Raw genomic sequence first — 17,054 nt, forward strand, 5'->3', positions numbered from 1 at the left:
CGTGTTGCACACTCAGCTGGGCCGGACGGGTCTGCGCGTCAGCAGGCTGGTCCTCGGTACGGTGAACTTCGGTGGCCGGGTGGAGGAGCCCGAGGCGCACCGTCTGATGGATCACGCCCTGGCCGAGGGCATCAACTTCGTCGACACGGCCAACACCTATGGCTGGCGGGTGTACAAGGGGCACACGGAGGAAGTCATCGGCAGATGGCTGGCCAGGCGGCCCGCCCGGCGTGACGAGGTGGTCGTCGCCACCAAGGTCGGGGACCCGATGGGCGACGGTCTCAACGCGCACGGGCTGTCGGTGCGCAACATCGTCTCCGCCTGTGAGGCGTCGCTGAGGCGGCTGGGCACGGACTGGATCGACCTCTACCAGATGCACCACGTCGACCGGACGGTGGGCTGGGACGAGGTGTGGCAGGCGATGGACCTTCTCGTCGCCCAGGGCAAGGTGCGCTACGTCGGCTCGTCGAACTTCGCCGGCTGGGACATCGCGTCCGCGCAGGAGGCGGCGCGGCGTCGCGACACCCTCGGTCTGGTGTCCGAGCAGTGCGTGTACAACCTCGTCACCCGGCACGCCGAGCTGGAGGTCATCCCCGCGGCGCAGGCCTACGGCCTCGGCGTACTGGTGTGGTCCCCGCTGCACGGCGGTCTGCTCAGCGGTGTCCTGCGGAAGTTGCGGGAGAACGACGCGGTGAAGTCGGCCCAGGGTCGTGCCGCGGAGGCCCTCGACCAGTACCGCGACACCATCGAAGCCTACGAGAAGCTCTGCGCCGACCACGGTCTCGATCCCGCGGAGGCGGGGCTGGCCTGGACGCTGTCGCGCCCCGGTGTGACGGGCGCGGTGATCGGTCCGCGGACGGAGCGGCATGTCGACGGGGCGCTCGCCGCGCTCCGTTCCCCTCTGCCGGAGTCCTTCGTGGCGGGGCTCGAGAACCTCTTCCCGCCCATCGGCCGCGGCGGCCCGGCCCCGGACGCCTGGCTGTCCTGACGGGCCGCGTGCACCGTGCGGTCGGCCTGGGCACGCCGTCCGTCCCGCGGCGGGCCCAACGGCCCGGCCCGGCCCGCCACTCGGTCGAGGGCCGGGCCTTCGTCCGTGACGGGCTCCGGGATCCTGGCAGGTCAGGTCCCCTGACGGGCCCGTGACGGGCCCGGGCCGCCAGGCGATGTCCGGTGGATCTCGCCGGCGTCGCAGGGCCCGGGTCGGCCGGAGGCCGCTGTTCCTCCGGCCGGCCCGATCCACGGACACGCTCTAGCCCGCCGGGGCCTCCGTGGGCATCCCCGTCCACACGGTCTCGTTCTCGACCAGGGGCCGGAGTTGCTGGACGGCGCGTGGCAGGTTGACCGCGACGGCACCGCGGACCCGGTCCTGGACGCAGTAGACCGCGGTGAATTTCCGCTCGGCGGGGCTGCCTTCGACGAGGTGGCAGCGGTCGGTGCCGGCGATCTCCCCGAACACCTGGATCCTCAGGTCGTGTTGGTCGGTCCAGAAGTACGGCGGCGTCGCGACGGGCCGGGCCCCGGCGCCGGCGAGCAGGTTGCGGGCGACCGCGAGCGCCTGGTCGGTGGCGTGCGTACGGTGCTCCCACCGTCGGCGCCGTCCCGTGCGCGGGTCGGGCCGGTTGGCGACGTCGCCCGCGGCCCACACCCCGGGCCGGGCCGCGCCCAGGTCGTCGCAGAGGACTCCGTCCCCGACCTGGACCCCGCTGCCCGCCAGCCACTCGGTGTGGGGGAGGGAACCCGTCGCGACCAGGACCACGTCCGCCGGCAGGTGCGTTCCGTCGGCCAGCAGGACTCCGGTGGCCATGCCGCCCGCGCTCACCACCGCGCGCACCCTTCCGCGCCGAAAGCGCAGCCCGAGATCGCGGTGCACGGCGGCGACCAGTCCGGCCGCCTGCGGTCCGAGGAGGTCGAGCAGCGGTACCGGGTCGCCGCCGACCAGCGTGACGTCCGCCCCCAGGCCGCGGGCGGCGACGGCCGCCTCCGTGCCGAGCAGACCGGCCCCGGCCACGACCAGGCGGCGCCCTGCGCCCAGGGCCGCGCGCAGGGCGAGGGCGTCGTCGAGGGTGCGCAGGACGTGGACACCGGTCACTCCCTCGGTGCCGGGCAGTGTCCGGGGCCGTACGCCGGTCGCGATCACCACGGCGTCGGCGTGCAGCCGACCGCCGTCGGCGAGTTCGACGGCGCGGTCGGCCGGGTCCAGGCGGGCGGCGGCGGTCCCCAGGCGCAGGTCGATGCCGAGGCGGTCGTAGACCTCGGGCCCGCGCAGTCGGACGCGGTCGGGCTCCCACCGGCCGGCGAGGATCTGCTTGGACAGCGGCGGCCGGTCGTACGGCGGATGGGGTTCGCCACCGACGAGGGTGAGGCGGCCCTCGTACCCCTGGCGTCTGAGGGTCTCGGCGGTGGTGGCGCCGGCGGCGCCCGCGCCGACGACCACGATCTCGTCCAGGCTGCTCAACGGGTCATCTCCACGGTCTGTTTCAGCGGCTCCCACCAGGACCGGTTCTCGCGGTACCAGGCGACGGTCTCGGCCAGGCCGGTGGCGAAGTCCTTGCGCGGCCGGTAGCCGAGCTCGTCGCGGATCTTGGACCAGTCGACGCAGTAGCGGCGGTCGTGGCCCTTGCGGTCCGCGACGTACTCGACGCGGTCCGGTCCGGCGCCGCACGCGTCGAGGAGGAGGTCGGTCAGGCGGCGGTTGGTGAGCTCGGTCCCGCCGCCGATGTTGTAGACCTCGCCGGGGCGGCCGCCGGTGCGGACGAGTTCGATGCCCTGGACGTGGTCGTCGATGTGCAGCCAGTCGCGTATGTTGCCGCCGTCCCCGTACAGCGGCACCTTGCGGCCGTCCAGGAGGTGGGTGACGAACAGCGGGACGACCTTCTCCGGGTACTGGTGGTGACCGTAGTTGTTGGAGCACCGGGTCACCCGTACGTCCAGGCCGTGGGTGCGGTGGTGGGCCAGGGCGAGCAGGTCGGAGGAGGCCTTGGAGGCGGAGTAGGGGGAGTTGGGCAGCAGCGGGCTCTCCTCGGTCCAGGCGCCGGTGTCGAGGGAGCCGTACACCTCGTCGGTGGAGACGTGCACGAAGGTGCGGACGCCGTGGCGCAGCGCCGCGTCGAGCAGGGTCTGCGTGCCCAGGACGTTGGTGCGGACGAACTCGGCGGGATGGAGGATCGAGCGGTCGACGTGGGACTCGGCGGCGAAGTGCACCACCTCGTCGTGGCCGGCCATGAGGTCGTCGACGAGTTCCCGGTCGCCGATGTCGCCCTTGACGAAGGAGAACGCGGGATGGTCGCGCACCGGGTCGAGGTTGGCGGGGTTGCCGGCGTAGGTGAGGTTGTCCAGGACGGTGACGGTGACGCCGGCCGGGCCGCCGGGTCCGAGCAGGGTCCGCACATGGTGGGACCCGATGAAGCCGGCGCCGCCGGTCACCAGGATGCGGGCGGTGCCGGTGAGGCCGGCGGGCGGGGCGGGACGCGGGCGGGTCATGAGGAGATCTGCACCCGCCCGTGGTCGCCGATCACCAGCCGGTGGGTGGCGGGCACGCGGGGGCCCAGGGAGACCCGTACGTTGCGTCCGACGAGGGAGCCCTCCACCCGGCGGATGCTGTCGAACCGGGACTCCCGCAGGATGATCGAGAACTCGATCTCGCTGTCGCGGATGACGCAGTCCTCCGCGATGGACGTCGACGGGCCGATGTAGGAGTTCTCGACCACGGTGCCGGGACCGATGACGGCGGGCCCCACGATGCGTGAACCGCGGATGACGGCTCCCGCGTCGATGCGCACCCGGCCGACGATCTCGCTGGTGTCGTCGACGTCCCCGTCGACGCGGTACTCCAGCAGGTCCAGCAGTCTGCGGTTGACGTCGAGGATGTCCGCGGCGTTGCCGGTGTCCTTCCAGTAGCCGGTGATCACGGTGGTGCGGACGTCGTGGTCGCGCTCCAGCAGCCACTGGACGGCGTCGGTGATCTCCAGCTCACCGCGTGGGGAGGGGCGGATGGCGCGCACCGCCTCGTGGATCGCGGGCCCGAAGAGGTACACGCCGACCAGCGCGAGGTCGCTGCGGGGCTGCGCGGGTTTCTCCTCCAGACGCACCAGGCGTCCGAGGTCGTCGAGTTCGGCGACGCCGAAGGCGGACGGGTCGGGCACCCGGGTGAGCAGGAGCTGGGCGTCCGGGCGCTCCTTGCGGAAGGCGTCCACGGAGTCGGTGATGCCTCCGAAGACGAAGTTGTCGCCGAGGAACATCACGAAGTCGTCGTCGCCGAGGAAGTCCCGGGCGATCAGGACGGCGTGGGACAGGCCCAGCGGGGCCTCCTGGCGCAGGTAGGTGACGTCGAGGCCGAAGCCGGAACCGTCGCCGACGGCCTGCCGGATCTCGTTCTCGGTGTCGCCGACGACGATCGCGACCTCGGTGATCCCGGCGTCCGCGATCGCTTCCAGGCCGTAGAAGAGGATGGGCTTGTTGGCGACCGGCACCAACTGCTTGGCGGAGGTGTGGGTGATCGGCCGCAGCCGGGTGCCCGCACCGCCCGAGAGCACGAGAGCCTTCACGGATTGATCCCGTCTGACTGGTGTCGTGGGTGAGGGGGAGGGCCGTCAGGACTGCAGCTCGATCGCGCCCGAGGGGCAGATCAGCTCCGCTTCGGTCACGGCCTCGCGCAGGTCCTGCTCCGGCTCGGGCCGGAGCAGCTCCACGAGGCCGTCCTCGCGGTTCTGCTCGAACACGGCGGGGGCGGCCAGCACGCACTGACCGGCTCCGACGCAGCGCTCACGGTCCACGTTGATCTTCATGGGGATTGTCCTGTTCTTTCGTTCTTTCGTCGGGTTCGGTTCTCGGTGCGGCACCGGGCCGGCGGGGCGCTCAGCGCGCTTCCGCCAGGCGCTCCAGGGCGGGCACCAGGTCGTGCGGGCTCGGCATCGCCTCGGCCTCGGTGCGCAGCCGCCGGGCCGCCTCCCGGGGCTCCGGCTCGCCGACGAGCCGCCGTACCCCGTCGCGGACCTTCTCCACGGTGGCGTCGCCGTGGCGCAGGTACACGCCCGCTCCCCCGCGTTCGAGCGCCCCGCCGCGCTGCTCGTGGTCGGCGATCAGGGTGGAGAGCATCATCTGGGGCACTCCGGCGACCATGGCGGTGGCGAAGGTGCCGTAGCCGCCGTGGTGGATGACGGCCGAGCAGCTCGGCAGGAGCGTGCTCAGGGCGACCGAGTGGACGGCCCGGGCGTTGTCGGGGACGGTGCCGAGCTGCTCCAGCTGGGCGGGCAGCAGGGCGGCCACCACCTCCACGTCCTCGTCGGCGAGGGCGTCGAGGATCCGCGGTACGGAGACGTAGTCGCCGCCGTAGTCCTCGGTGTTGGAGGTACCGAGGCTGAGGCAGACCCGAGGCCGTTTGGGCGCCTCCCGCAACCAGTCCCACACCACGGCACGGCCGTTGTAGGGGACGTACCGCAGGGGCAGTTCGGGGGACGCGGACGGGATCGACAGGGAGGGGGGCAGGGTGCTGATGGTGGCCTGACCGTGCAGCAGTTCCTCGTCGCAGGAGAACCCGAAGGGCTCCGACCTCGCGGCCATCCAGTCGGCGAGCGGGTCGGCCCGTTCCGCCTCGGGCTGCTCCCGCATCAGCTCCAGATACGTCTGCCGGGTGCGGCCCCACACGTCGGAGCACCACATCAGGCGGGCGTGGGCGGCCCCGCTGATCCGGGCGGCGAGGGCACCGGCGTACGCCAGCGGGTCCCGGATCACCAGGTCGGGCCGCCAGCCCTGGGCGAACGCGGCCAGGTCGTCGATCATGGAGTCGTTGTAGGGGGCGAACGCGTAGGGGACGCTCAGGGCGAAGCGCTCCTTCAGCTCCGCCCAGTCGACCTGGTCGCGCTCGCAGCGGCTCCAGTTCGCGGTCGCGTAGTCCTGTGACTCCCGGTAGGCCGACATGTCCCGGTGGACACCGTGGTCGGTGCCGACGGGGACGGCGGTGAGGCCGGCGCGGGTGATGGTCTCGACCGCCAGGGGATGGCTGGCCACCCGGACGTCGTGCCCGGCCGCGGTGAGCGCCCACGCCAGCGGGGTCATCAGATAGATGTGGGATTTCTCGGACAGGCTGACGAACAGGACCCGCATCATGCTCCCTCGGTCGGTCGGGCCGGTTCGCGGCCCGCGGTGTGCGATGGCAGTGCCGTGGCGATCCAGTCGGCGAGGGCGCCCGCCGTGGTGGCGGCGTGGGACTCCATCATCGTGAAGTGGTTGCCGGGGACCTCCAGGACGCTGTCCGCGCCGTCCCAGGAGCTCTGCCACTCCCCCGGCGCGAGCGGCGCCTGTCCGGCCACGGCGACGGGCGGTTCGGCGGGCCGCACCAGCAGCACCGGCACCGGCAGCTCGCCCGGGTCCCACTCGCCGATCATCCGGATGTACCAGCTCATGGCCGAGAGCCGGTCGGTGTCCATGGCGGCGAACATCGACTCCCGGTCGAACATCCCGCCCAGCATCTCGGCCGAGAAGCGGGTGAACGGCGAGTCGGCGCGCGGCATGTAGGTGTCGAGCAGGGCCACACCCAGCGGCGGATGCCCCGACCGTTCCAGCCGGCGGGCGGCCGCGAGGGCCAGGATGCCGCCGGACGACGACCCGGTCAGGACGAACGGCCTGCCGTTCGCGCAGCGCAGCACCCACTCGGCCTGCGTCCTGGCCACCACGTCCAGCGTGGCGGGCAGCGGCTCGCCGCGCCCGAAGCCGGGGGTGGGGAGCGCCCACACGTCCTGCCGGCCGCGGAACGCGGAGGCGAACCGCGCGTACTGGTGGACACCGGCCAGCGCCACGTAGGAACTGAAGCAGATCACCGCCGGGCCGTCGTCGCCGGCGGCCAGCCGCAGTCCGGCGGCGGACGGGCCGGTGAGAGCGGACGGGGACTCGAAGACCGGGCGCAGCTCGGCGACCGCCTGCAGCAGGGCGAAGCCGTCGTCGATACGGCCCTGCCGGCAGGCGGTGCGGAACAGCGCGCCCACGGTGTCCTCCGGGCGGGCGGCGGGCCGGGCCGTGCCGTCGTCGCCCCGGGACGCGCCGGGGTCGTCCGGCCCGGCGGAGTCCGCCTCCCCGAGCCGTTCGGCCAGTTCGGCGGCGAGCGCGTGCGGGGTGTCGTGGTCGAAGACGAGGGTCGGAGGCAGCCGGAGTCCCGTGAGGGCCGCGATCCTGTTGCGCAGTTCGACGGCGGTCAGCGAGTCGAAGCCGAGTTCCGCGAAGTGCCGGTCGGGGAGCACCTCGTCCGTCGAGTCGTGCCCGAGGACGGCGGCGACCTGGTCGCGGACCGTGTCCAGCAGCGCGGCGAGCCGCTGCGGACCGGAGAGACCCGCGAGCCGCCCGGACAGCGCCCGTCCGCCGTCCGCCGGCGCGCCGGAGGCCGCGGTGCGCCGCGCCACCGTACGGGACACGGGTTCCGTGGACCGGCTCGCGACGGCGACCAGGGCCGCGTCGGGAGCGGCGACGGCGGCGTCGAAGAGGGCGAGGCCGGCGTCGGCGGTCAGGGGCAGCATGCCGTTCCTGGCCATCCGCTCGCGGTCGGCGGCGCCGAGTCGTGTGGTCATGCCGCTCTCGGCCGCCCACAGTCCCCAGGCGATGGAGGTGGCGGGCAGTCCGTGCGCCCGGCGGTGCCGGGCGAGTCCGTCGAGAAAGGCGTTGGCCGCGGCGTAGGCGCCCTGTCCGGCGGCGCCGAAGGTGCCGGCCGCGGAGGAGAAGACCACGAACGCGGCCAGATCCCGGTCCTGCGTCAACCGGTGCAGATGCCAGGCCGCGTCGGCCTTGGGCCGCAGGACCGCGTCCGCCTGGGCGTCGGTCAGCGAGGTCAGGGTCGCGTCCCGCACGACACCGGCGACGTGCACGACGGCGGTCAGCGGGTGCTCGTCGGGTACGCGGGCGAGCAGCTCCGCCAGCCGGTCGGGGTCGGCGACATCGCAGGCGACGAGCGTCGTCTCGGCGCCCTGCGCGGCCAGCTCGGCGAGCAGGGCGTCGGCCCCCGGCGCGTCCGCTCCCCGCCGGGACACCAGCAGCAGCCGACGTGCTCCGTGCGCGGTGACCAGGTGCCGTGCCACCAGGGTGCCGAGGGCTCCGGTGGCGCCGGTGACGAGGACGGTGCCCCCGGACGCGAAGGGGGCCGTGGGCCCGGTGGCGTCGTCGGGCGCCGGAACCGGTGCGGTGAGGTGGGGCACCAGCAGTGCTCCGGCCCGTACGGCGGCCTGCGGGAGGGCGGCGGCGATCGCGGCCGCGACGGCGCCGGGTGAGCCGTCGTCGTGCGCCGTGGTGGACGGGGCGAGGTCGAGGAGCCGCACGCGGTCGGGGTGCTCCAGCTGGGCGGACCGGGCGAGTCCCCACAGCCCGGCGGCGGCGAGGTCGCCGACGTCCTCGGCCTCGGTGGTGGCGAGGGCTCCGCGGGTGACGAGGACCAGCCGGGAGTCGGCGAACCGGTCGTCGCCGACCCAGTGCCGGACGAGACCGACGGCCCTGGCCAGCAGTTCCCGCGTGGCCTCGGGGGCAGGTCCGGCGGAGGCGGTGCAGGCGGTGAGGACGACCTTGGGCGCGGTGGTGCCGGTGTCGACGGCCGCCGCGAGCGAGGCGAGGTCGGCGTAGCACTCCAGGTGCACCCCGGCCGCGTCGAGTGTCTCGGCGAGGCCGCCGTCGCCCTGCCCGATCAGCGCCCAGCGCACGGTCTCGGGGGCCGGGGCGGCGGGCTGCGGATCGGCGCGCCGCCAGCGCTGCACGAGCAGGGGCTGGACAGCGGGAGCTGTCGCGCCCTCGGGGGCCTCGCGGAGCCGGCCGGCGTCGATCCCGCGCAGCAGCAGTCCGTCCGCCGTGGCCACCGGCCGGCCGTCGGGGTCGGCGACGGCCACCGTGTACTCGTCCGGGCGGCCGGTGGGCGCCAGATGGACGCGCAGCGTGCTCGCTCCGGTCGCGTGCAGGGAGAAGCCGCTCCAGGCGAACGGCAGGGTCGCCGCCGCCTCCTGGTCGCCCGGGGCGTCCAGTGCCCTGACGAGCAGGGTCTGTACGGCGGCGTCCAGCAAGGCAGGGTGCAGCCCGTACTGGGCCGCCTCGGCACGGTGGGACTCCGGCAGCGCCACCTCGGCGAACAGGTCCCGGTCCCGCCGCCACACACGGCCGAGCCCTTGGAACGCGGGCCCGTAGTCGAACCCTCCGGCGGCGAACAGGTCGTACCAGTCGCCCTCCCCCGCCGTGTCCGGTACGACCGGGACGGCATCCGGCGGCGGCCAGGAACCGGCGTCCCACGGCACCGGCTCGGACTGCTCGGCGAGCAGCCCCTGAGCATGACGGGTCCATGCCCCGTCGGCGTCAGCGGCCCTGGAGTGCACGCTGAACGGCCGCCGCCCGTCCTCGGTCTGTCCGCCGAGGGCGAGTTGGAGCTGCACGGCACCGCGCTCGGGCAGCACCAGCGGGGTCTCCAGGGTCAGTTCGGCGACCTGCCCGAGGCCGACGTGGTCACCGGCGTGCACGGCGAGTTCGAGGTAGGCGGTGGCGGGCAGGATGGCACGGCCCAGCACACAGTGGTCGGCGAGCCATGTGTGCCCCCGGGCCGACAGCCGCCCGCTGAGGACGAGTCCGCCGGTGTCGGCGACCCTGACGGCGGCCGAGAGCATCGGGTGCCCGGCGCGCTCCAGCCCGGCCGCGGTGACATCACCGGTGTGGTCGGCGGCGTCCAGCCAGTAACGGCGGCGCTGGAAGGCGTAGGTCGGGAGCAACACCATTGCGGTGGAGCGGAGTTGAGCTGCCCAGTCGAGGTGGGCCCCGTCGGTGAACAGGGCGGCGAGGGCGCCGAGGAGTGATGCGGTCTCGGGTCGGTCCTTGCGCAGCACCGGCGCCAGCACCGTGGCCTCGGTGTCGTCGAGGGAGGCCTGGGCGAGGGCGGTGAGGGTGCCGTCCGGACCGAGTTCCACAAAGCGGCCGACGCCCTGCCCGGCGAGCGTTTGGACGGCGTCGGCGAAACGCACCGGGCGGCGCACATGGGCGACCCAGTAGTCCGCCGACATCAGCTCATCCGAAGTCGCGCTCTCACCGGTCACCGTGGAGACCAGGGGCAGCGTCGGACGCTCGTACGACAGACTCTCCGCGACCTTGCGGAAGTCCGCCAGCATCGGCTCCATCAAAGGTGAGTGGAAGGCGTGACTGACCCGCAGCGCGGTGACCTTGCGGTCCTGGACGCGGAAGCGGTCGGCGACCTCCTCGACAGCTTGCACGGCACCCGCGATCACCAGCGCCCGGGGGCCGTTGACCGCCGCGATACCCACCTCGTCACCAAGGAGAGGCAGCACCTCGTCCTCGCCGGCCTGCAGGGCGACCATCGCACCGCCGGACGGCAGGGCCTGCATCAGCCTGCCCCGCGCCACCACCAGACGGCACGCGTCCGCCAGCGACCACACCCCCGCCACGTGCGCGGCGGCGATCTCACCGATGGAGTGCCCGGCCAGCACGTCGGGGCGCAGGCCCCAGGACTCCAGCAGCCGGAACAGCGCCACCTCGAGAGCGAACAGGGCGGGCTGGGTGAACTCCGTGCGGTTCAGCAGCTCGGCATCCTCACCGAACACCACCTCCCGCAGACCGAAAGGCAGTTCCGCATCCACAGCATCGAAAGCGTCCGCGAAAACGGGATAGGTGTCATACAACTCCCGCCCCATGCCGAGTCGTTGCGAGCCCTGACTGGCGAACAGGAACGCGGTGCGTGCGTCACGGCGTGCGGTGCCGGTCGCGGCGTTGGGTGCTTCCTCACCGGAAGCGACCGCCTCCAGCGCCCGCAGCAGCTGCGCACGGTCCGAACCCCAGACCACCGCCCGATGCTCGAACAACGACCGCGACCGCACCAGCGCCCCACCGACCTCGACGACACCCAACGTCTCGTCATCGGTCACGAACTGCGCCAGCCGACCCGCCTGGGCCCGCAGCGCCCCACCCGTACGGCCCGACACCACCCACGGCACCACACCACCATCAACCCGCTCGGGCCCCTGCTCCACCACGACCGGCGGCTCCTCCAGCACCACATGCGCGTTCGTGCCACTCAGCCCGAACGACGACACACCGGCACGCCGCGTCCTTCCCTCCACACGCGGCCAGTCGGCACGATCGGTGAGCAGCTCCACCGCCCCCGCCGACCAGTCCACATGCGACGACGGCTCATCCACGTGCAAGGTCCGCGGCAGCACACCGTGCTGCAGAGCCAGCACCATCTTGATCACACCAGCCGCACCCGCCGCCGCCTGCGTGTGACCGATGTTCGACTTCACCGACCCCAGCCACAACGGCCGTTCACGATCCTGACCGTACGCCGCCAGGATCGCCTGCGCCTCGATCGGATCCCCCAGAGCCGTGCCCGTCCCGTGCGCCTCCACCACGTCCACATCGCAAGACACCAGCCCGGCACCGGCCAGCGCCTGCCGGATCACCCGCTGCTGCGACGGACCGTTCGGCGCCGTCAGACCATTCGACGCACCGTCCTGGTTCACCGCACTGCCCCGCACCACCGCCAGCACCGGGTGACCGTTGCGCCGCGCATCCGACAACCGCTCCACCAGCACCAGACCCGCACCCTCGGAGAACCCGGCCCCATCAGCCCCGTCCGAGAACGCCTTGCACCGACCGTCCGCAGCAAGACCCCGCTGCCGACTGAAATCCAGGAACAACCCCGGCGTCGACATCACCGTCACACCACCGGCCAACGCCAGATCACACTCACCCGCACGCACCGCCTGCACCGCCAGATGCAACGCCACCAGCGCCGACGAACACGCCGTGTCCACCGTCACCGCCGGACCCTCCAGACCGAGGGTGAACGACACCCGCCCGGACATCACGCTCGCGGTGTTGCCCGTCCCCAGGTGGCCCGCGACCTCCTCGGCCGTGGCGGGGTCGAGGGGGCGGGAGGCGTAGTCCTGGTAGTTGGTGCCGGCGAAGACGCCGGTGCGGGAGCCGCGCAGGGTCGTCGGGTCGATCCCGGCCCGCTCGAACGCTTCCCACGCCAGCTCCAGCAGCAACCGCTGCTGCGGATCCATCGCCAGCGCCTCCCGCGGCGAGATCCCGAAGAAGCCGGGGTCGAAGTCGGCGACGCGATCGAGGAATCCGCCACCGCGGGTGCTGGCGCGGCCGGGGACGCCGGGCTCGGGGTCGTAGAGGGCGTCGACGTCCCAGCCGCGGTCGTCGGGCCAGGCGGTGATGGCGTCGGTGCCGTCGGCGAGCAGCCGCCAGTACTCCTCGGGTGTGTCGGCCCCGCCGGGGAAACGGCAGCTCATCGCGGTGATGACGATCGGGTCGTCGTCGGTGGCGCGCGGCAGGGGGAGGGCGGCGTGCGGTGTGTTCCCGGTGGCCGGGGCGAGGGCGGCGCGGAGGTGTGCGGCGAGGGCGGTGGGGGTGGGGTAGTCGAAGACCAGGGTGGCGGGCAGGGGGCGGCCGACGGCGGCGCTGAGGGCGTTGCGGAGTTCCACCGCCGTGAGCGAGTCGAAGCCGAGTTCGCGGAAGGAGCGGGTCGGTTCGACGTCCTGCGGGCCGGCGTGGTTGAGGACGACGGCGGCGTGGGCGCGGACGAGCTCTTCGAAGGCGGCGCGTTGTTCGGTTTCGGGGAGTGCGGCGAGTCGCCGCATGAGGTCGCCGGTGTCGTGGGGGTCGCCGTCGGAGGTGTGCCGGGGGTCGTGGTCGGGTCCGTGCCGGGAGGTCAGGGCGCGCCGGGCGTCGGGCAGGTCGTCGAGGAAGGGACGGGGCCGGGCGGTGGTGTAGGCGTGGGCGAACAGGTCCCAGTCGATGTCGGTGACGGCGAGGGTGGTGTCCTCGTGGTCGAGGGCCTGTTGCAGGGCGCCGAGGGCGAGGTCGGGGTTCATGGGGTGTACGCCGTGCCGCTGGAGGCGTTCGCCGACGGAGCCCTCGGCCATGCCGCCGTGGGCCCAGGGTCCCCAGGCGATGGCGGTGGCGGGCAGTCCGCGGGAGCGGCGTTGCTGGGCGAGGGCGTCGAGGAGGGCGTTGCCGGGTGCGTAGTTGGCGTGGCCGGGGGCGCCGATCGTGCCCGCGGTCGAGGAGAAGAGGACGAACGCGGAGAGGTCGAGCCCGGTGGTGAGGGCGTCGAGGTTGCGGGCGCCGCCGACCTTCACGCGCAGCACTTCGGCGAGCTGGTCGGGGGTGAGGGTGGTGACGACGCCGTCCCGCAGGACGGCGGCGGTGTGGAAGACGGCGGTGAGGGGCCGTTCGGCGGGGACGGCGGCCAGCAGGGCGGCGAGCTGGTCGTGGTCGGCGATGTCGCAGGCGGCGATGTCGACGTGTCCGGCGCCGAGTGCGGTGAGTTCGCTGCGGAGTTCGGCGGCGCCGGGGGCGTCGGCGCCGGTGCGGCTGACCAGGAGGAGGCCGGGGGCGCCCTGGCGGGCGAGTCTGCGGGCGACCTGGCGGCCGAGGGCGCCGGTGCCGCCGGTGACGAGGACGGTGCCGGTGGGTGTCCAGTCCCGGCCGTTGCCGAGGCCGCCCGTCGCGGCGCGGGTGAGGCGGCGGGCGAGGAGGCCGGTGTCGCGGATCGCGAGCTGGTCCTCCAGGCCGACTCCGGCGAGGGCGGCGGTGAGGCGTTCGGCGCCGACGGGGTCGAGGGTGGGGGGCAGGTCGATCAGGCCGCCCCAGCGCTGGGGCTGTTCGAGGGCGACGACGCGGCCGAAGCCCCAGACGAGGGCCTGTTCCGGGGTGTCGACGGTCTCGGTCGCGCCGGTGGCGACGGCGCCGCGGGTGGCGAACCAGACGGGTGCCTCCTGGCCGAGGTCGTCGAGCGCCTGGACGAGGGAGACGGTGGCGGCGAAGCCGCGGGGCAGGCCGGGCAGGCCGTCGTACTCCTCCTCCTCGAGGGCGAGCAGCGACAGGACGGCCTGTGGCCGGTCCGGGCCGGTGGCCTGCAGGGCTTCGGCGATGCGGTCGCGGCCGTCGTGGGGGGCGACGGCGACGGTGACCGGGTCGGCTCCCGCGCGGGCGAGGGCGTCGACGACGGCGGCGGCGAGGGGGTGGCCGGGGTGGTCCGGGTCCTGGTGGGCCGCGGGCAGGGCGACGAGCCAGCTGCCGCGCAGGACGGGTGCCGGGGTGGCGGGCAGGGGTTTCCAGGTGACGCGGTACCGCCAGGCGTCCACGGTGGCGTTCTCGCGGCTGCGTCTGCGGTAGTCGCTCAGGGCGGGCAGGACCGTGGCGAGGGTGTCCTGGTCGAGGTGGAGTGCGGCGGCCAGGGGGGCGGTCTCGCCGTTCTCGACGGTCTCCCAGAAGCGGGCGTCGAGGTCCGTGCCGGCGGCCGTCGCGGGATCGGCGAGCTGGGCGGGGGTGGGCCAGTAGGTGCGGCGCTGGAAGGCGTAGGTGGGCAGGTCGACGCGGGTGCCGGGGGCGATCGGGGCCGTGTGGTCGGCGGGGGTGGCGCCGCGGACGCTCAGCTCGGCGAGGGAGGTGAGGAAGCGGCGGGGTCCGCCTTCGCCGCGGCGCAGGGTCCCGGTGACGACGGTGCCGGTGCGGTCGTCCTGGTCGAGGGTGTCGCGGACGGCCGCGGTGAGCACGGGGTGCGGGCTGGACTCGACGAAGGCGCGGAAGTCCTGGGCGGCGAGGGCCCGTACGGCGTCGGCGAAGCGGACGGTGCGGCGCAGGTTGTCGTACCAGTAGGTGGCGTCGAGGCGCTCGGTGTCGAGCCAGTCGCAGCTGACGGTGGAGAAGAACGGCACGTCGGCGGTGCGTGGCCGGACGGCGGCGAGGTCGGCGAGGAGCCGCTCGTGGATCTCCTCGACCTGTGCGGAGTGGGAGGCGTAGTCGACGGGGATCTGCCGTGCCTGTGCGCCGGCGGCGGTGAGATCGGCGCACAGGTCGCGTACGGCGTCGGCGTCGCCGGAGACGACCACGGCCGCGGGTCCGTTGACGGCGGCGACCGACAGCCGGCCCTCCCAGCGTGCCAGCCGTTCCCGGACGTCGGTGACCGGCAGCAGCACCGAGGCCATGCCGCCGCGTCCGGCGAGGGCGGTGATGGCCCTGCTGCGCAGGACGACCACGCGGGCCGCGTCGTCCAGGGTGAGGCCGCCGGCGACGCAGGCGGCCGCGATCTCGCCCTGGCTGTGGCCGACGACGGCGTCGGGGCGCACACCGCGGGACTGCCACAGCCGGGCCAGCGACACCATGGTCACGAACAGCAGGGGCTGGACGACGTCCACGCGGTCGAGGGTGGGGGCGTCGTCTGCGCCGCGCAGGACGGCTTCGACGGACCAGTCGACGTGGCGTTCGACGGCAGTCGCGCAGGCGGTGAAGTGGTCGCGGAACTCCGGGTCGGCGTCGAGGAGTTCGGTGGCCATGCCGGGCCATTGAGGGCCCTGGCCGGGGAAGACGAAGACGGTGCGGCCGTCGACGTCGGCCACGCCCTGGACGAGACCGGCCGCCGGGGAGCCCGCCGCCAGCGCCTCCAGGCCGCGCAGCAGTTCGGCGCGGTCGTCGGCGAGCAGGACCGCGCGGTGTTCGAACGCGGACCGGGTGGCCGCGAGCGACCGGGCGAGGTCGTGCGGGGCCACCGTCTCGTCGGTGCGCAGCCGGGCGTGCAGGGCGGCGGCCTGGGCCCGCAGGGCGGTGGCGCTGCGGCCGGAGACGGCGTAGGGAAGCGTGCGCGACGGCGCGGGGGGTGCTTCGGCGGGGGTCGCCGGGGCGGCCGGTTCGGGGACGGGTTGTTCGAGGATGACGTGCGCGTTGGTGCCGCTGACGCCGAAGGAGGACACGGCGGCCAGGCGCGGCCGGTCGGCGGCGGGCCAGGGGCGTGCCTCGGTGAGGAGTTCGACGCGGCCCGCCGTCCAGTCGACGTGGGTGGTGGGCCGGTCGACGTGGAGGGTGCGGGGCAGCAGTCCGTGCCGCATGGCGAGGACCATCTTCATGACTCCGGCGACGCCGGCGGCGGCCTGGGTGTGGCCGATGTTGGACTTCACCGAGCCGAGCCACAGGGGCTGTTCGCGGTCCTGCCCGTAGGTGGCGAGCAGGGCCTGGGCCTCGATCGGGTCGCCCAGCGTCGTCCCGGTGCCGTGCGCCTCCACGGCGTCCACGTCGGCGGTGGTCAGCTGCGCGTCGGCGAGGGCCTGCCAGATGACGCGTTGCTGGGAGGGGCCGTTGGGGGCGGTCAGTCCGTTGGAGGCGCCGTCCTGGTTGACGGCGCTGCCCCGGACGACGGCGAGCACCGGGTGCCCGAGGCGGCGGGCGTCGGCCAGCCGTTCCACCAGCAGCATGCCGGCGCCCTCGGCCCAGCCGGTGCCGTCGGCGGCCTCGGCGAAGGCCTTGCACCGGCCGTCGGGGGCGAGGCCCCGCTGTCTGCTGAACTCCAGGAAGAGGCCGGGTGTCGACAGTACGGTGACGCCGCCGGCGAGGGCCAGGTCGCACTCGCGCGACCTGAGCGCCCGTACGGCGAGGTGCAGGGCGACCAGGGAGGAGGAGCAGGCGGTGTCGACGGTGACGGCGGGGCCCTCCAGGCCGAGGGTGTAGGAGATGCGGCCGGAGACGACGCTGGCGGCGTTGCCCGTGCCGACGTGGCCCTCCAGGCTCTCCCGGGAGGCCAGCAGCAGCGCCGGGTAGTCCTGGCCGTTGGTGCCGGCGAAGACGCCCGTGCGCGAGCCGCGCAGGGTCGTGGGGTCGAGGCCCGCCCGCTCGAACGCCTCCCAGGAGATCTCCAGGAGCAGCCGCTGCTGCGGGTCCATCGCCATCGCCTCGCGCGGCGAGATGCCGAAGAAGGAGGCGTCGAAGTCGCCGGCTCCGGCGAGGGCGCCGCCGGACGTGCTGTACGTCTTCCCGGGGCGGCCGGGTTCGGGGTCGTAGTGGTCGGCGAGGTTCCAGCCCCGGTCGGTGGGCCACTCGGTGACGGCGTCGCCGCCGGCGGCGAGCAGCCGCCACAGTTCCTCGGGCGAGTCGGCGCCGCCGGGGAAGCGGCAGCTCATCGCGACGATGGCGACCGGTTCGCGGGAGGCGGACTCGGCCTCCCGCAGCCGCCTGCGGGTCTCGTGCAGGTCTCCGGTGACCTTCTTGAGGTAGCTGAGGAGCTTTTCCTGCTCGTTCACGCGTACTCCCCC

At 74.0% G+C, this 17,054-nt stretch carries 7 protein-coding genes; 1 reads left to right on the forward strand and 6 read right to left on the reverse strand.

The features are described 5' to 3' along the window. Position 1 precedes the first annotated feature (1 nt). Positions 2-988, forward strand: coding sequence for an aldo/keto reductase (locus ACYQ8Q_RS05135; RefSeq protein WP_460062324.1), 987 nt, complete (start codon positions 2-4; stop codon positions 986-988). A 261-nt stretch (positions 989-1,249) separates the two neighbouring features. On the opposite strand, the gene ACYQ8Q_RS05140 is transcribed toward ACYQ8Q_RS05135, so the two are convergent. From ACYQ8Q_RS05140 to ACYQ8Q_RS05165, 6 genes are all read right to left on the reverse strand, one after another. Further along, positions 1,250-2,455, reverse strand: a complete 1,206-nt coding sequence (locus ACYQ8Q_RS05140; RefSeq protein WP_460062327.1) for an NAD(P)/FAD-dependent oxidoreductase — start codon at positions 2,453-2,455, stop codon at positions 1,250-1,252. Further along, positions 2,452-3,480 carry a dTDP-glucose 4,6-dehydratase gene (rfbB, locus tag ACYQ8Q_RS05145; protein ID WP_460062328.1) on the reverse strand — a complete coding sequence of 343 codons (1,029 nt, stop codon included), beginning with the start codon at positions 3,478-3,480 and terminating at the stop codon, positions 2,452-2,454. Before rfbB ends, ACYQ8Q_RS05140 begins: the two co-directional genes overlap by 4 nt. Next, the gene (locus ACYQ8Q_RS05150; protein ID WP_460062329.1) at positions 3,477-4,544 is read right to left on the reverse strand and encodes a glucose-1-phosphate thymidylyltransferase; all 1,068 of its coding nucleotides are present in this window, start codon (positions 4,542-4,544) and stop codon (positions 3,477-3,479) included. Before ACYQ8Q_RS05150 ends, rfbB begins: the two co-directional genes overlap by 4 nt. Positions 4,545-4,589: 45 nt before the next feature. Next, complete coding sequence (locus ACYQ8Q_RS05155; RefSeq protein ID WP_460062330.1) at positions 4,590-4,784, reverse strand: ferredoxin; 195 nt, start codon at positions 4,782-4,784, stop codon at positions 4,590-4,592. A 70-nt stretch (positions 4,785-4,854) separates the two neighbouring features. Next, positions 4,855-6,105: an activator-dependent family glycosyltransferase gene (locus ACYQ8Q_RS05160; RefSeq protein WP_460062332.1), complete on the reverse strand. Its 1,251-nt coding sequence runs from the start codon at positions 6,103-6,105 to the stop codon at positions 4,855-4,857. Then, entirely contained in the window at positions 6,102-17,042 is a 10,941-nt protein-coding gene (locus tag ACYQ8Q_RS05165) for a type I polyketide synthase (RefSeq protein WP_460062334.1), read from the reverse strand. The genes ACYQ8Q_RS05160 and ACYQ8Q_RS05165 overlap by 4 nt, the downstream gene beginning before the upstream one ends. Between the last annotated feature and the right edge of the window lie 12 nt (positions 17,043-17,054).

It is taken from the genome of Streptomyces sp. YKOK-I1 (assembly GCF_054660435.1).

Coding starts and splice junctions, on each gene's coding strand:
- rfbB (WP_460062328.1), bottom strand. CDS start 3,480: ATGACCCGCCCGCGTCCCGCCCCGCCCGCCGGCCTCACCGGCACCGCC.
- ACYQ8Q_RS05155 (WP_460062330.1), bottom strand. CDS start 4,784: ATGAAGATCAACGTGGACCGTGAGCGCTGCGTCGGAGCCGGTCAGTGC.
- ACYQ8Q_RS05160 (WP_460062332.1), bottom strand. CDS start 6,105: ATGATGCGGGTCCTGTTCGTCAGCCTGTCCGAGAAATCCCACATCTAT.